We start from the raw sequence: 16808 nt of genomic DNA, 5'->3' as shown, positions 1-16808 counted from the left end.
GCTTTCGGGCGGGCGTGGCTCTTGCATCACTATCCTGTGCCCTGCTAGGGGCATACGACATACGAATGGTCTCAAGGCCGATCGATCAGGCAACCGCCGCAAGCGGCGGTTGCCTTCCTATTTCAGGGCGTGAAAGGCAGCTCGGATTTGCTGCAGAAAAACACATATGCCGGCGAAGCTGCCGCCATGCGAATGCCCCAATTGACGGCCGCTCCCCGCGGGCGCGTTCGGCATGCCTCCGTCGTCGCCCTTGCCTCCATTGTTGCGCTTCTCAGTCTGGTACCGCTTGGCTTCATCATCTGGATCACGATCGACACCGGCTGGGCCGAAGTCATTGCCCTGATCTTCCGCAATCGCGTCGGCGAACTGCTCGTCAACACCGTCCTGCTTGAAGTCTGCACCATTCCGCTTTCCATCCTGCTGGCGGTCACGCTCGCCTGGCTGACGGAGCGCACCGATATCCCCGGCGCCCGCCTCTGGTCCTGGCTGGCGGCCGCACCGCTTGCCGTCCCCGCTTTCGTGCACAGCTACGCCTGGGTCAGTCTCGTGCCCGGCATGCGCGGGCTCTGGAGCGGCGTGCTGGTATCGGTGCTCGCCTATTTTCCCTTTCTCTACCTGCCGGTCGCGGCAGCGCTACGCCGGCTCGATCCGGCGATCGAGGATGCTGCCGCCTCACTTGGCCTCGGCCCCTGGCGTGTCTTCTTCCGGGCGATCCTGCCGCAGCTTCGCCTCGCCATCTGCGGCGGCTCGCTGCTGATCGGCCTGCATCTCCTGGCGGAATACGGTCTCTACGTGATGATCCGCTTCGACACGTTTTCGACAGCCATCGTCGATCAGTTCCAGTCGGCCTATAACAGCCCGGCCGCCAATATGCTCGGCGGCGTCCTCGTTATTTGCTGCCTTCTGCTGCTCGGCATCGAGGTATTGGTGCGCGGCAACGAGCGTTATGCGCGCATCGGTTCGGGTGCCGCCCGACCTGCCGACCGCCGCCGTCTCGGCTGGTTCGTCGTTCCCGCGGTCGCGCTGCCCGTCGTCACCGCCGCGTTGACGCTCGGTGTTCCCTTCGTCACCCTGGCGCGCTGGCTTTATCTTGGCGGTATAGATATCTGGCGGATCGACACGGTCGGCTCCGCCCTGCTGCAGACCATTCTTCTCGCGATCGCCGGCGGCCTGCTCGCCACCATTGCGGCAACCCCCATGGCCTGGCTGTCGGTGCGTGCGCCGGGCCGGCTGCAGCGCATTCTCGAAGCATGCCACTATTATGTCGGCTCGCTGCCGGGCGTCGTCGTCGCCCTGGCCCTGGTGTCGATCACCGTGCGGCTAATCCTGCCGCTCTACCAGACCTTTGCGACGCTGCTGCTCGCCTATGTGCTGTTGTTCCTGCCGCGCGCCATGGTTGGCCTGCGTGCCAGCATCGCCCAGGCACCCGTCGAACTCGAACGTGCCGCCATGGCGCTCGGCCGCACGCCTGCGCAGGCCGTGCGGCAGATCACCATGCGTTTGGCGGCCCCCGGCTTTGCCGCCAGCGTCGCGCTTGTCGCGCTCGGTATCACCAACGAGCTGACGGCGACGCTGATGCTCTCTCCCAACGGCACGGAAACGCTGGCAACCAAATTCTGGTCGCTGACCAGCGAGATCGATTATGTTTCCGCAGCGCCCTACGCCTTCATGATGGTCGTCCTGTCGCTGCCGCTCACCCTCCTTCTTTATGTGCAATCCAAGCGGACGGCCGGACAATGACCTTTCTGGCGATCAAGAATATCAGCAAGCATTATGGCCCCGTGCATGCGCTTGATAATATCGACCTTACGGTCGCCGCTGGCAGCCGCACGGCGATCGTCGGCCCGTCCGGTTCGGGAAAGACGACGCTGCTGCGCATCATCGCCGGCTTCGAGGTCCCCGATGCGGGGCAGGTGGTGCTGGAAGGCGAAACCCTGGCGGATGGGGAGGCGATCGTGCCCGCACATCGCCGCGGCATAGGCATCGTCTCGCAGGATGGCGCCCTGTTTCCGCATCTCAGCGTATCGGAGAATATCGGCTTTGGCATGGAGCGCGGCGCGCGCGACCGTGAGCAACGCATAAACGCCCTTATCGACATGGTCGAGCTCGACCGCGGTATGCTTGATCGCCGCCCGCATCAGCTTTCGGGGGGCCAGCAGCAGCGCGTCGCACTTGCGCGGGCACTCGGGCGCAAGCCGAAGCTGATGCTGCTCGACGAGCCTTTTTCCGCTCTCGATACCGGCCTGCGCGAGAACATGCGAAAGGCGGTCGCTCGCGTGCTGCAGATTGCCGGCATCACCGCGGTTCTAGTGACGCATGATCAGGCGGAAGCCCTGTCCTTCGCGGATCAGGTCGCCGTCCTGCGCGAGGGCAGGCTCATACAGGCTGGGACGCCGCAGGCGCTCTATCTCAGCCCCAGGGATCGCGAGACCGCGCTCTTCCTCGGCGATGCCCTCGTGCTGCCGGCCGATCTCGACAATGGATCAGCCAAATGTGTTCTCGGGCACATACCGGTCGACGCCGGAAGCCAGCAGGGACGCACCGATATCATGCTGCGGCCCGAGCAATTGCGCCTGACCGCCCTTGATGACGCCGGTGCCAATGCAGCATGCATCGGCAAGGTGACTGAAGTCGAATTCGGCGGTGCCGTCTGCGTCGTGACGGTCGTCTTGTCTAATGCCAACGGTTCGGAGACATTGAATATCAAGAGCTCCGGCGTCGGCCTGCCCGAGATCGACAGCATGGTTTCGGTGACCGTCATCGGAAAGGCGCACGTCTTCAGCAAGCTCGGTGCCTGAGCATCATTTAAGCCGAAGGAATTTCCATGTCTTTTCCCGATGAGATCGAGCCGGATCTTCCTTTCCTCACCTCGCTTCGCCGCAACCTTCATGCCCATCCGGAGCTCGGTTTCGAGGAGGAGCGCACCAGCGGCATCGTTGCCACCCTGCTAGAAGAGGCCGGGCTGACAGTGCATCGTGGCCTCGGCAAAACCGGGGTTGTGGGAACGCTGCAGGTCGGCAACGGCACCCGCCGCATCGGACTTCGTGCCGATATGGATGCGCTCGCCATGCCGGAAAAGGCCAATCGCCCCTACAAATCCACCATTCCGGGCAAGATGCATGCCTGTGGACATGACGGCCATACGACGATGCTGCTCGGTGCCGCCCGACACCTTGCCGCCAAGCGCGGCTTTTCCGGCACGGTGCATTTCATCTTTCAGCCGGCGGAAGAAGGTCGCGGCGGCGCCAAGCGCATGGTGGAAGATGGTCTTTTCGAGCTGTTTCCCTGCGATGCCGTCTACGGGCTGCACAATATGCCCGGTCTCGCGGTCGATGAGATGGCCGTTGTGGAAGGGCCGCAGCTTGCCTCGTCGGACAGCTGGCGCATCACCTTCCGCGGCACCGGCACCCATGGCGCCAAGCCACATCTCGGCAAGGACCCGATCACCGCGGCAGCGACCTTCCTGTCTTCGCTGCAGACCATCGTCGGGCGCGTCGTCGATCCGCTGCAGCCGGCCGTCGTCAGCGCCTGCTCGCTGCAGGCAGGCGATCCCAAGGCGCTGAACGTCATCCCCGACATCGTCGAGATCGGCGGCACCGCGCGTGCCTATACGCCTGAGGTCCGCGATCAGCTTGAGGAGGAGATCGGACGTTTGGCGCATGGGACGGCCGCAATGTTCGGGATCGCCGTCGACTATCAGTTCGAGCGCCGCATTCCACCCGTCGTTAATGATGCCGATGCCACGGCGCGGGCGCTGAAGGCCGCGACGACAATCTTTGGCGAGAAGGTGCTGACCCGCTTCCCGCCTTCGACTGCCGGCGATGATTTTGCCTTTTTCGGCCAGAAGGCTCCCGGCTGCTACGTCTGGCTCGGCAACGGCCCGGCCGTCGACGGAGCTTTGCACCATAACACCGGCTATGACTTCAACGACGCTGCGATCGCCTCGGGCGTGGCCTTCTGGACGACACTGGTCGAGCAGGAGTTGGGGGGAGGCGAGCGGACTTAATCTTGGTTGAGACCGCGAGTTTGCCGCAGCTTCGATACCCCTTTGTCACGATAGTGACAGTAGGGGCGCACCATCCACGAACGCGCAGCCGATCGCAGGTGAAGAACTTACACCTCCCCAAGCACCGGCGTCTCCAACACCCTACCGATCGTAACATCGGCAATGCCGCGATCCGTCTGGTGCGGGCCGGCATTGCAGGCAAGCGTTGCGCCGAAGCAGGCCTTGAAGACGAGGTAGGGCGGGTTCCAGTCGACGATGGTATCGATCGCCTCACGGACGGCGCGGAAGGCATTGGCGGCTTCTGCGAGCGGCGCATCGCTGACCAGCCCGGAGAGCGGCAGCGGCAGCAGCGCCTCGATCCTGCCGTCGCGTGCCACCGCAAGTCCGCCGCCGGCCTTAATGACAGCGTTGGCGGCAATCGCCATATCGTCTGCATTGCCGCCGAAAACCGTCAGGTTGTGGCTGTCATGAGAAACCGTGGTGCAGAAGGCGCCGCGCCATTCGCCCCAGCCCGTCAGGAAGCCGACGCGCGGCCGGCCGTCCGCCTTGTCATGACGATGGGCGACGGCAATCATCGCCGTTCCCGCCGGCGGCACGACAAAGCCGTTTTCCACATCGGCTTGCGTTTCGCCCCATTGCGTGAAGCGCGGCCGATCTATGGTCGCAAGCCGGACGCGGTCGCCCGTCGCCGCCACACGGAAATCGTTGTCGCTGAACGATCTCAGCTTGATCGAGTTGCGGAGCGGTGCGGCATCGGCCAGTTCGATCGGACCGATCATCCGGCCGGCCTCGGCGACTGCCGCACCATTGACGATCACATGCCGCGCCTTGAAGCTCGACAAATCTTCGAAAAGCACGATGTCGGCGCGTCGTCCAGCCGCGATCAGGCCCAGATCGCTGCGCCCCAGCCGCATGGCTGCATTGAGGGTCGCTGCCCGCAAGGCCCATTCGGGCTTCAGTCCGTAGCGCACGAGGCGGCGCACCACATCATCGAGACCGCCGCCGTCATGAAGCTCGTCTGGAAAGACGTCGTCGGTGCAGAGCGTCACGGTCTGTGGCAGGAAGCCGAGATCGTTGATGACGTCGACGAATTGCGGCAGCAGATGGTCGTGCGAGCCGCGCAGCTCGATGGCAAGGCCCGCCGAAAGTTTTGCCAAAAGATCGGCGCCGGACGTCAGCTCATGGTCGGAGGAGATGCCGGCAGCCATGAAGGCGTTGAGATCGGCACCCTCGAGCCCGCGGGCATGGCCGCAAACCATCTTGCCCGAAAGCAATCCGGCATTGACGATACCGGTGGCGCGCGGATCGCCGTCGATGACGCCGCGCATGGTCATGACCTCGGCCACGCCGCCGATATCGGGCCATGTCAGCATCTCGGCCATTACTGCCGCGTCGAAATCGGCGCCTGCGATCTCCAGGCCCGGTGCGGAAGGCACACAGGACGGCGCCAGCGGTATCACGCGCAGCGGCAGTTGCCGTGTGGCCTCGATCGCCCAGCGCACGCCATCGAGGCCGTGGACGTTGCCGAACTCATGCGGATCCCAGACGATGGTCGTCACCCCGCGCGGCAGGACGGCTTCGGCATAGATCGCAGGCGCCACCATCGAGCTTTCGATATGCATATGCGTGTCGATCAGGCCGGGCGAAAGGAAGCAGCCCTCGGCATCGACCGTCCGCATCGCGTCGGTACGGGTGCCGGGCGCATGCACGCTTGCGATCAATGGGCCGACGATGCCGATATCGGCGGCGCGGATCTGCCCGGTCACCATGTCGACAAGGCGGCCGCCGGCAATCAGTAGATCGAAGGCTTGATCGCCGCGTGCTGCGGCGACCGCGCGTAAACGCAGCTCCGGAACATTCAGGTCCGCCGGTTCGTCGCCATCCCTGTTCATCGGCCGGCCTCCCGAAGCAGCGCGTCGAATATGATTCCGCGTGCCTGCTCCGCATCGATTTCGGCGGCGAAATGGGCGTTGAACTCGGCATGCGAGGCGCGCATTTCGATGACGGTACGTCCGCGCGTATGCTGCCCGTATAGTTCCACGTCGATCCGGGCGTGCCGAAGCGTTGCGATCCCTGGTTCGACGAAGATGGCCGCTGCCGTCGGATCGTAGATCGCCATCGCCGGTCTGCCGCGGCTGATGGCGATGTTGACGTAGCCTTCCAGCAAATCGGCGAGCAGCTGCGCCTTTTCGCCGGCGATCTCGCGGATGCGGGCGACATCTTTGGGTGAAGCCAGCACCTTCCGGCAGATATCGAGATCAATCATGCGCAACGGCAGGGCATGCGCCAACACGATGGCGAGCGCTTCAGGGTCGGCAAAGGCGTTGAATTCCGCCGATGCCGTGTGGTTGCCGGATGTGACGCCGCCGCCCATCCAGGTCACCTCGTCGATGCGGGCGGCGAGATCCGGCCGTGCCAGTGCCAAGGCGGCGACATTGGTAAGCGGCCCGAGCGCCAGGATGCGCTTCGGCACGTCGCCGTCGGCCAGCCAGTTGCAGAGCGCCGTAAAAGCGTCGCTTGCCGGAAGCGCATCGGCTGGCGGCAGGCTTCGGCCTGTGCTGGGAATGCCGGTCTGGCCGAGAATGCCTTGCGCCGTTTCCAGCCTGCAGAGCACGGGCAGCTCGCGGCCGGTATGGATTGGAAAGGTCCAGTTGAAGACCGCGGCCGCGCTCGCCGCATTGGCCCGGACATGGGGCAGGGGCGCGTTGCCGCTGACAAGCGAAACGCCGTCGATGACGAGATCCGAATGTGCCACCACCAGGATAGCGGCGATGTCATCGAACCCCATGTCGGTATCGATCCAGATTCCCATGTCCTATCTCATTGATCTCGGCCGGAAGACGCGAGGGCAGCCTCACCGCTCGGTCCGGCTGACGGCATGCCGTGCCGTCGAGGCGGGAACAGTGCGGGACGCGCGGAGAAGGCTGCGCGTCCCGCAAATTGCTTAGCCGGCGAGTGCGTCGAGGATGCGGATCCAGGAACGAATGCCCTTGTGATAGGAGCGCAGCTCGTATTTCTCGTTCGGTGAATGGATGCGGTCGTCGGAGAGGCCGAAACCGACGAGCAGCGACTCCATGCCAAGCATCCTCTGGAAGTCGCCGACGATCGGGATCGAGCCGCCTTCGCCGACAACGATGGCGGGGTTCGGCCACTCGTTGGAAAGTGCCATCTTCGCCTTGCTCAGTACGGGCGAGTCGTAGGAAAGCTGAATAGCCGGCGAGCCGCCGTGTTCATGGAATTCCACCGAGCAATCCCCAGGAACTTTCGAGCGCACATAGGCGCGGAAGCTCTCGCGGATCGCCGCCGGGTTCTGCCGGCCGACGAGACGGAAGGAGACCTTCGCCGATGCCTTGGCGGCGATCACGGTCTTGAAGCCGGCGCCGGTGTAGCCGCCGGTGATGCCGTTGACTTCCGCGGTCGGCCGCGCCCAGATCAGCTCCATCACCGAACGGCCCTTTTCGCCCGAGGGAATGGATAGGCCGACCTCGCCGAGGAATTTTTCCGTAGTCATCCGGAGCGTTTCCCAGGAGGCCTTGATATTGGCAGGCGTTTCCTCGACGCCGTCATAGAAGCCGTCGAGCGTTACGCGCCCGGTCTCGTCATGCAGGCCGGCGAGAATATCGGAGAGGATGTGGATCGGATTGGCAGCGGCACCGCCGAACATGCCCGAATGCAGGTCGCGGTCGGCAGCGTTGATGATGATCTCGTCGCCGACGAGGCCGCGCAGGCTGGCTGAGATCGACGGCGTTTCACCATCCCACATGCCGGTATCGCAGACGAGGGCAAAATCCGCCTTCAGCTCGGCGGCATTGGCCTCGAGGAACGGCTTGAGCGAGGGCGAGCCGGATTCCTCCTCGCCTTCGAAGAGGATGGTGATGCGCACCGGAAGCGCGCCCCTGGTTTCCTTATAGGCGCGCACCGCCTCCACGAAGGTCATCAGCTGCCCCTTGTCGTCGGACGTGCCGCGGCCGACCAGAACCTTGCGGTCGTTGCCCAGGTCTTTGATTGCGGGGGCGAAGGGATCGCTTTCCCAAAGCTCGATCGGATCGACTGGCTGCACGTCGTAGTGGCCGTAGAAGAGCACATGCGGCGCATCGGCACTGCCGGCATCGTGATGGGCGACCACCATTGGATGGCCGGGCGTGTCGCGCACGGAGGCTGTAAAGCCGAGCGAGTTCAGATAGGCGACCAGCCATTCCGCCGCCTTACGGCATTCCGCCTTATAGTCCGGATCCGTCGAAATGGACTTGATGCGCAGCAGTTCGAAGAGATTGTCGAGGCTGGAGAGGAGGTTCTGATCGGCGCGATCGAGAACGGGCGATAGATCGGTCATATCCGACTCCTTACATGAGATTTGGAGGGACGATAGACCAAAGCCCGGTTGGTTTCGAGGCGTTAAAATTGAAAATTTACCGCAGCTTGCCGGTTTGGGTTGAGCTCGATCTTATGTGATTAGTTGCGTATGTAGTTTACAAGTTTTTTAGAGTATTAGAAATAACGTGATCCAGAAGAATATTCTGGAGACGTGTAATGTTTTCAGTGATTGCATGCATTCGTGACGATCATGACTTCAGGCTCATTCTCGTTGCGGCAGTCATTTGCCTCATCGGCAGTCTTGCCACCATGCTTCTGTTCTCCCGTGCGCAGGAATGCCAGTCGCATCAGCGTCGCTATTGGATAGCCGCTGCAGCCTTTGCCAGCGGTATCGGCATCTGGGCGACGCATTTCATCGCCATGCTCGCCTATCAGAGCAGCCTTCCCATCTACTATGGTCTTTCGCTGACCGTGCTTTCGGTGGTTCTTGCCATCATAGGCTCCTGGCTTGCTGTTGCCATCGCCTTCGAGTGGGATAACGGCGTTTCCTTTGCTGTCGGTGGCATCCTGATGGCGTTTGGAATTGGCGCCATGCACTTCAGCGGCATGCAGGCCATCGAGGCCTCGGCAGAGCTTTCCTATGACTTGCAGCGCGTCGTCATTTCCATCGCCGTCGGTGCCGTCTTCTCCTCGCTGGCCTTCCTCGCATTTCGCAGCCTTCATGGCCTCAGGCGCATCATTGCCGGCGCCTTTCTCCTGCTGCTGGCAATTTGCTCGCTGCATTTCACCGCGATGAGCGGTGTGACGCTGACGCCGGAAGCGGATATATTCGCCACCATCGTCTCTATCGATCGTAGCATCCTTGCCGGCATCGTCATGGCTGCCGCGACGTGCCTTATTCTCATCGCTCTCGGAGCGATCTTCATCGATCGCCATCTGACCGATCTCCGCGGCTTCGTCAACGCTTCGCTCGAAGGACTGCTCATCGTCCGCGACGGCAGAATCATCGATGCGAACGAGCGCTTCTTTGCCATTTCCGGATGGTCCGCCCAGCAGGTGACGGGCGTCGCGCCCGAAGCCTTCCTGACGCTCGACATGGAGGCTCACGCCGATGCGGCCATTCCACTCGAGACGACGCTTTCGGGTTCAGACGGCAAATCGATCCCCGTCGAAACCGTGCGGCGTTCCATCACCTATCGCGGCCATGAATGCAGCGTACTGGTCGTGCGCGACCTGACGGAACGGCGCCAGGCACAGCAGATGATCGAGCATCTGGCCCATCATGATATTCTGACGGACCTGCCCAACCGCTCGCTATTCGACCAACGCATGCGGCAGGCGCTGCAGGTGGCCGACCGCAAAGGCGGCGAAGTCGCCGTCTTCTGCCTGGACCTGGACCGCTTCAAGGCGATCAACGACGTCTTCGGCCATGCCGAAGGAGATCGCATCCTTTGCAAGGTCGCCGGCATCCTGCAACACATCATCGAAGAGGGCGATACGGTGGCGAGGCTCGGCGGCGACGAATTCGCCATCATCCAGCCCAAGCGCCAGCAGCCCGCAGGCGCCACGCGTCTTGCCGAGCGCATTCTTGCCGAATTCGCCATGGAGATGGACATGGCGCGTGATCCGACGGCCGTCGGTGTCAGTCTCGGCATCGCCATCTATCCGCGTGACGGCGCCAGCGCCGAGCAGCTGTATGCCAATGCGGATACGGCGCTTTATCGCGCCAAGCGAGCTGGCCGGGGCCATGCCTGTTTCTTCGATGCCGAAATGGACAAGGCCGTGCGCATGCGCCGCCAGCTTGAGAACGACCTGCGCCAGGCCATTCTGCGCAGGCAGCTCTTTCTGGAATATCAGCCGATCTACGATGTCGGCAGCGACAGCGTCAGCGGCTACGAGGCACTGCTGCGCTGGGCGCACCCGGATCGGGGCTTGATCGATCCGGAAACCTTCATTCCCATTGCCGAGGAGAGCGGATCGATCGTCGCGATCGGTGAATGGGTGCTGCAGCAGGCATGCCAGGAAGCGATGCGCTGGAGCGAGCCTGCGAATGTCGCCGTCAACCTCTCGCCTCTGCAATTCATGATCCCCACCCTCTATGACCAGATCGAAGGCATTCTGCGAAGAACCGGTCTTGAGCCGCGGCGCCTCGAGCTGGAGATCACTGAAGCGGCCCTGATGCGCGAGCGGGCGGTTGTCATCGCGACATTGCAGCGGCTGCACCGCCTCGGTGTGCGCGTGGTCATGGATGATTTCGGCACCGGCTTTTCCTCGCTCAGCAACCTACGCGCCTTTCCCTTCGATAAGATCAAGGTCGATCGCAGCTTCACCGGCGCACTCGAACACGATCCCGCGGCGCGTTCGATCGTGCGCGCCATCATTGGCCTCGGGCATAGCCTGAACATGCCCGTCGTGACGGAAGGCGTGGAAACGGAAACCCAGCGCCGCATCGTCATCGAGGAGGGTTGCGCGCAGCTTCAAGGGATATTCTTCGGCAAGCCGGACGTCGGGCCCAGTCAGCATCACGCTGTCTTGGTCAAGGCGGTCGGGCAATCCTAGAGTCCCAGGAAACGTGCGGAGCGGTTTTCGTCCGGAATTGCGTGACAACAAAGAGATAGAGCGGCTCGGAGATTGAAAAGCTGAACCCACTAGAGCTGCTTGGCGTTGTCCAGGACGCGCCGGATATATTCCAGCAGAAGTTCGCGCTCGAAATGGCGGAAATCTTTCAGGAGGTCCGTATCCGCGGCCATCGCCGCTTCGATAGCCTCCGCCTCCATCGCCGCCGCCCGGCTCGTCAGGAAGATCAGTTGTGCCCGCTTGTCCGATGGATGCGGGCGGCGCTCCACCAGCCCATCGCGCTCCATGCGCGACAGCGTATTGGCCATCGTCGCCTGCTCGATATCGACCCGTTCCAGCAATTGTTTCTGGGTGAGGCCGTCTTCGGACCATAATTCCAGCAGGATCGGAAACTGACCGGGGGAAAAACCGAGTTTCGCCGCGCGTTGGTGTAACGAGCGAGCAAATCCCTTTGCCATTTGACTGGCAAGGTAGGCGGCGGAGTCCATCCGATTAAATCCCATGATTGCAAATATGCCGACAATTCAGAATCAAGACAATCGGCAATTTCTTGGGTAGAGCTACTCGAAAATCAGCAACTTCAGGCGCTTTTTTCACGTTTTTAGGTTGCATCTTTCGGCATGAAAAAGCCGCCATGGCCTGGAGGTTTGCCATGGCGGCTCGTAAAAGGGGGGACAAAGGCCCGGAGAGGGGATAGGCCTTTGTCCAAGTCTGACATGGCGGGGGACAGGCCGGTTGTCAGACCCTCGGCAAATCAATCGCCGGTGAATATGATTTGAGATTCCGAATGTGGTTTTTCAAGGGAATGCGCAGATTAGATTGATTAAAACTTAGTAACGTTTCGGTGAGAGATTTCGCTCTTTCCACAGGCTGCAAAAGCAGAAGTTTATATGGACGTTGGAAGTGCGCCACGCTATCCATGCTTCCATGAAAAAAGGTGATCATCTTTTCCTCGTCGACGGCTCCGGTTTCATTTTCCGGGCCTTTCACGCCCTGCCGCCGCTGACGCGCAAGTCCGACGGATTGCCTGTTGGCGCCGTCTCCGGTTTCTGCAATATGCTGTGGAAGCTGCTGACCTCGGCGCGCGATACCTCCGTGGGTGTGACGCCCACGCACTTCGCCGTGATCTTCGACTATTCTTCGAAGACCTTCCGCAAGGACATTTTCCCGGAATACAAGGCGAACCGTTCGGCGCCGCCGGAGGAGCTGATCCCGCAATTCGGCCTCATCCGTGAGGCGACCCGCGCCTTCAACCTGCCCTGCATCGAGACCGACGGCTTCGAGGCCGACGACATCATCGCCACCTACGCTCGTCAAGCGGAGGCAGCCGGCGCAGACGTGACGATCATCTCGTCCGACAAGGACCTGATGCAGCTCGTCACGCCGATGGTCCACATGTATGACAGCATGAAGGATAAGCAGATCGGCATTCCCGACGTCGTCGAGAAATGGGGCGTGCCGCCGGACAAGATGATCGACTTGCAGGCGATGACGGGTGACTCGATCGACAACGTCCCCGGCATTCCCGGCATCGGCCCGAAGACGGCCGCCCAGCTTCTGGAAGAGTTCGGCGATCTCGACACGCTGCTTGCCCGCGCCGACGAGATCAAGCAGCAGAAACGCCGCGAAAACATCATCGCCAATGCCGAGCTTGCCCGCATTTCCCGCCAGCTGGTGACGCTCAGGACCGATGTGCCGCTGGAGCTCGCGCTCGATGCGCTGGTGCTCGATCCGCAGGACGGCCCAAAGCTGATCGGCTTCCTGAAGGCGATGGAATTCACCACGCTCACGCGGCGTGTGGCGGAGGCCTGCGATTGTGATGCGGCGGCGATCGAGCCCGCCGTCGTCAAGATCGAATGGGGCGAGGGCGCTCATGGCCCCGATCTCGATGTCGGCGAGAATGTCGATCTCGTCGCCGGCAGCACCGTCGAAGCCGAGGGCGCGACCGTCCCGGCGCCATCGGCCAAGGCGCGCCTGGCTTTGGATGGCACTGCTGCGCCCGAGGATCTCGCCAAGGCCCGCGCCGCAAGTTTCGCAAGCGCGCCGATCGATCATTCGAAATATGTGACCATCCGCGATATCGCCACGCTCGACCGATGGATCGCGGATGCGCGCGAAACCGGCATCGTCGCCTTCGACACCGAAACGACCTCGCTCGATGCGATGCAGGCCGAAATCGTCGGCTTCTCGCTGGCGATCGCCGACAACCGCAACGATCCCTCGGGTTCTTCCATCCGCGCCGCCTATGTACCGCTCGGCCACAAGACCGGTGTCGGCGATCTGCTGGGCGGTGGCCTGGCCGACAATCAGATTCCGGTTCGCGATGCGCTGGCGCGCCTGAAGGATCTGCTTGAAGATGCCTCCATCCTGAAGATCGCGCAGAACCTGAAATACGACTACCTTTTGATGAAGCGCTACGGCATCGAGATGAAGTCGTTCGACGACACGATGCTGCTCTCCTACGTGCTCGACGGCGGCTCCAACGCCACGCACGGCATGGACAGCCTTTCGGAACGCTGGCTCGGCCATAAGCCGATCGCCTACAAGGATGTGGCCGGCAGCGGCAAGTCCAACGTCACCTTCGATCTCGTCGATATCGACCGCGCCACGGCCTATGCTGCCGAGGATGCCGATGTGACGCTGCGTCTTTGGCTGGTGCTGAAACCACGACTTGCGGCAGAAAAACTCTCTGTCGTCTATGAGCGGTTGGAACGGCCTCTGGTGCCGGTGCTTGCCCACATGGAAGAGCGCGGTATCACAATCGACCGGCAGATCCTCTCTCGCCTTTCCGGCGAGCTGGCGCAGGGCGCCGCCGCTCTCGAGGACGAGATCTACAATCTGGCTGGCGAACGCTTCAATATCGGCTCTCCGAAGCAGCTCGGCGACATCCTTTTCGGCAAGATGGGATTGGCCGGCGGCAGCAAGACTAAGACCGGGCAATGGTCCACCTCGGCGCAGGTGCTGGAGGATCTGGCGGCCGCCGGCTTCGAACTGCCGCGCAAGATCGTCGACTGGCGTCAGCTCACCAAGCTGAAATCCACCTATACGGATGCGCTGCCGAGCTATGTCCATCCCGAGACGAAGCGTGTTCACACCTCCTATTCGCTGGCCTCGACCACGACGGGGCGCCTGTCCTCCTCCGAGCCGAACCTGCAGAATATTCCGGTACGCACGGCGGAAGGCCGCAAGATCCGCACGGCCTTCATTTCGACACCGGGCCACAAGCTCGTCTCGGCAGACTACAGCCAGATCGAACTGCGCGTGCTGGCGCATGTCGCCAATATCCCACAGCTCAAGCAGGCCTTCGAGGACGGCATCGACATTCACGCCATGACGGCCTCCGAAATGTTCGGTGTGCCGGTGGACGGCATGCCGAGCGAAGTGCGCCGCCGCGCCAAGGCGATCAACTTCGGCATCATCTACGGCATCTCTGCCTTCGGCCTTGCCAACCAGCTCTCGATCGAGCGCTCGGAAGCCGGCGATTACATCAAGAGGTATTTCGAGCGCTTCCCGGGCATCCGCGATTACATGGAGGGCGCCAAGCAGGCGGCGCGCGACAAGGGCTATGTCGAGACCATCTTCGGCCGTCGCATCCATTTCCCCGAAATCCGCTCGTCCAATCCCTCCGTCCGCGCCTTCAACGAGCGCGCCTCGATCAATGCGCCGATCCAGGGATCAGCTGCCGACGTCATCCGTCGCGCCATGATCAAGATGGAGCCGGCACTGGCTTCGGCCGGCTTGGGCGATCGCGTCCGCATGCTGCTGCAGGTTCACGACGAACTGATCTTCGAAGTCGAGGACGCCGATGTCGAGCGCACCACGCCGATCATCGTCTCGGTCATGGAAAACGCCGCCATGCCAGCGGTCGATATGGCCGTGCCGCTGAAGGTCGACGCGCGCGCTGCCCATAATTGGGATGAGGCGCACTGAAGCTGCATTGGGTGCATCGAGGAGATCAGCCCTCATGGTGAGGTGCGGAGGCTCCTGAGCTTGTCGAAGGGCCGAAGCCTCAAACCACGGGGGCGGGTGAAGATACTCTACCGGGCCACCTCTTGTTTCGAGGCCTTGACGCTTGCGCGCCAAGGCACCTCAGCATGAGGTGGGGAGAGTTTCGCGACCCGACGTAGCTACGAATTCACTGCGATAATCCGGGCGTGACACAACCGCCTACTTCCCAACCAGCGCTTCCAGCACCGAAATAATGGCGCGTTCGGCTTCTTCGAGCGTCCCGCTATTGTCAATATCAACAACGTCGTAGCTGCCCTGGACGGTCAGCGCACTTCTTTCCAGGCGCTTCAGCACGTCTTCGCGGCTCTCGCGTCCGCGCGCCATCAGCCGTTCGGCCAGCACTTCGCGCGTAGCCGTGATGTTGATGACCTTGAGCCGCGGAAATGCGGCCTGGAAGCGGTGCAGCGCCGAGCGCGAGCCGTTGGCGATCACCAGATTGTCGCGCGCAAGTTCCTCGGCGACTTCGGCCGGGATGCCGTATTTCAGGCCGTGGGCTTCCCAGGAGACGGCAAAGGCGCCCGCTTGTTCCATCGCATCGAAATCCACTTCCGAAACGCTTCTATGGTCTTCGTTGCCGGCATCGCCATCGCGGGTGATCACGCGGCGCACGAAGTGGACATCGGGCCGGCCGGCAAAATGCCGGGCAGCCAGATTCATCAGCGTATCCTTGCCGGCGCCGCTCGGGCCGACGACGACAGCGAGCGTGCCTGCTGTCGCTTCCGTCAGGCCGAGATTAGCCGGCTTGATATTGGCGTCCGGGCTCATGCGACCCGGCGTCCTTCCCGCCAAACCGAGCGCGTGACCGGCACGCCGTGATCGCGCCGTACGCGCACGAGATCCGCCCGCAGCCCTTCGGCAATGCGGCCGCGGTCATTGAGGCTGACCGTCCTTGCCGGCGTCGCCGTCACCATAGCAATCGCCTGGGGCAGCGAAATGCCCTCGACTTCGTCCGCGAGGATGAAAGGCGCATGCAGCAGGCTGAGCGGCACGTAATCGGAGGAAAGCACATCCAGTACGCCAAGCTCGGCGAGATCACGGGCCGCGATATTGCCCGAATGCGACTTGCCGCGCACGATGTTCGGCGCGCCCATCAGCACGCTCATGCCGGCGCCATGCGAAGCCTTGGCGGCGTCGATGCTGGTCGGGAATTCCGCAAGGCGAACGCCGTAGTTGATGGCCTCGTCGACATGGGCGAGCGTCGCGTCGTCGTGGCTTGCAACGGTGATGCCACGTTCGGCACAGACCTTGGAGATAGCGTCGCGGCTCGGCTTCGCGTACCTGGCCGATTCTTCCTGACGCTTGGCGATGAACTTGGCAAAGGCCTCGTCGCTGAGCCCGCGCTTCTTCTGATAGTAGAAGATGTACTGATCCATGGTCTGGAACTGGCGCTGGCCCGGAGCATGGTCCATCAGCGAGACCAGGCGGACGTAAGGATCTTTCTCGAAATCTTCGAAATGGTCGAGAACATTGTCGGAGGAGACTTCGCAGCGCAGATGGATCAGGTGATCGGCGCGCAGGCGGTCTTCACGCTGGGCCGCCTGGATGGCGTCTGCCATGTCGCGCATCTCGCCCTTTTCAAATCCGTCATCGGCGTCCGAGCCCATGCGCAGGCAGTCGAATACTGTCGTGATGCCCGAGGTGACGATCTGGGCGTCATGCGCCTGGATCGCCGCCGTCTTGTTCCAGCGCACGCCCGGACGCGGCGAGTAATGGGCTTCCAGATGGTCGGTGTGCAGCTCGACCAGACCGGGGATCAGATAATCGCCCTCGAAATCCTCGCCCATATCGGACTTGCCCTCGGAAATGGCGGCAATGCGACCGTCGCGGATCAGCACGGAGCCCTCGATGATCTTGTCTTCAAGGACGATGCGGGCGTTGGAAAGGACGGTTTCTTTGGTCATAT

Annotated in this window: 11 protein-coding genes; 5 read left to right on the top strand and 6 right to left on the bottom strand. The window is 62.4% G+C overall.

Going from position 1 to position 16808, the window contains the following annotated elements; all coding sequences use genetic code 11:
- The first annotated feature begins 186 nt into the window (after positions 1-186).
- From PH552_RS19045 to PH552_RS19035, 3 genes are read left to right on the top strand one after another with little or no spacing between them, the layout of a single operon-like run.
- Positions 187-1740, top strand: a complete 1554-nt coding sequence (locus tag PH552_RS19045) for an ABC transporter permease (protein WP_285166242.1) — start codon at positions 187-189, stop codon at positions 1738-1740.
- A complete protein-coding gene (locus tag PH552_RS19040; protein WP_113250879.1) occupies positions 1737-2798 on the top strand; it encodes an ABC transporter ATP-binding protein in 1062 nt (353 codons plus the stop codon). The genes PH552_RS19045 and PH552_RS19040 overlap by 4 nt, the downstream gene beginning before the upstream one ends.
- Positions 2799-2824: 26 nt before the next feature.
- Complete coding sequence (locus tag PH552_RS19035; RefSeq protein WP_112341808.1) at positions 2825-4006, top strand: M20 aminoacylase family protein; 1182 nt, start codon at positions 2825-2827, stop codon at positions 4004-4006.
- 107 nt (positions 4007-4113) lie between these two features.
- On the opposite strand, the gene PH552_RS19030 is transcribed toward PH552_RS19035, so the two are convergent.
- From PH552_RS19030 to PH552_RS19020, 3 genes are all read right to left on the bottom strand, one after another.
- On the bottom strand, positions 4114-5898 hold the full coding sequence (locus PH552_RS19030) for an adenine deaminase (RefSeq protein WP_285166235.1): 1785 nt from the start codon (positions 5896-5898) through the stop codon (positions 4114-4116).
- Positions 5895-6818, bottom strand: a complete 924-nt coding sequence (locus tag PH552_RS19025; RefSeq protein ID WP_285166234.1) for a nucleoside hydrolase — start codon at positions 6816-6818, stop codon at positions 5895-5897. Before PH552_RS19025 ends, PH552_RS19030 begins: the two co-directional genes overlap by 4 nt.
- A 132-nt stretch (positions 6819-6950) precedes the next feature.
- On the bottom strand, positions 6951-8339 hold the full coding sequence (locus PH552_RS19020; RefSeq protein ID WP_285166233.1) for a M20/M25/M40 family metallo-hydrolase: 1389 nt from the start codon (positions 8337-8339) through the stop codon (positions 6951-6953).
- Positions 8340-8536: 197 nt separating this feature from the next.
- Between PH552_RS19020 and PH552_RS19015 the strand changes: the two genes are divergently transcribed.
- The gene (locus PH552_RS19015) at positions 8537-10879 is read left to right on the top strand and encodes a bifunctional diguanylate cyclase/phosphodiesterase (protein WP_112341812.1); all 2343 of its coding nucleotides are present in this window, start codon (positions 8537-8539) and stop codon (positions 10877-10879) included.
- An 89-nt stretch (positions 10880-10968) separates the two neighbouring features.
- Here PH552_RS19015 and PH552_RS19010 read toward each other — a convergent pair whose 3' ends face one another.
- Complete coding sequence (locus PH552_RS19010; RefSeq protein WP_112341813.1) at positions 10969-11385, bottom strand: MarR family winged helix-turn-helix transcriptional regulator; 417 nt, start codon at positions 11383-11385, stop codon at positions 10969-10971.
- A 439-nt stretch (positions 11386-11824) separates the two neighbouring features.
- On the opposite strand from PH552_RS19010, the gene polA reads away from it, so the two are divergent.
- Positions 11825-14827, top strand: a complete 3003-nt coding sequence (polA, locus tag PH552_RS19005) for a DNA polymerase I (protein ID WP_113250883.1) — start codon at positions 11825-11827, stop codon at positions 14825-14827.
- Positions 14828-15064: 237 nt separating this feature from the next.
- On the opposite strand, the gene phnN is transcribed toward polA, so the two are convergent.
- Together phnN and PH552_RS18995 are read right to left on the bottom strand one after the other, a co-directional pair.
- Positions 15065-15670 (bottom strand): phosphonate metabolism protein/1,5-bisphosphokinase (PRPP-forming) PhnN, encoded by a 606-nt coding sequence (gene phnN, locus PH552_RS19000; RefSeq protein WP_112341815.1) that lies wholly within the window; start codon positions 15668-15670, stop codon positions 15065-15067.
- On the bottom strand, positions 15667-16806 hold the full coding sequence (locus PH552_RS18995; RefSeq protein WP_112341816.1) for an alpha-D-ribose 1-methylphosphonate 5-triphosphate diphosphatase: 1140 nt from the start codon (positions 16804-16806) through the stop codon (positions 15667-15669). Before PH552_RS18995 ends, phnN begins: the two co-directional genes overlap by 4 nt.
- Positions 16807-16808: the final 2 nt, after the last annotated feature.

It is taken from the genome of Rhizobium aureum, assembly GCF_030182495.1.
Classification (GTDB): Bacteria; Pseudomonadota; Alphaproteobacteria; order Rhizobiales; family Rhizobiaceae; genus Rhizobium; species Rhizobium tropici_C.
The sequence above is the reverse complement of the archived record's forward strand: the minus strand, read 5'-3'. Positions and strand labels throughout refer to the sequence as shown.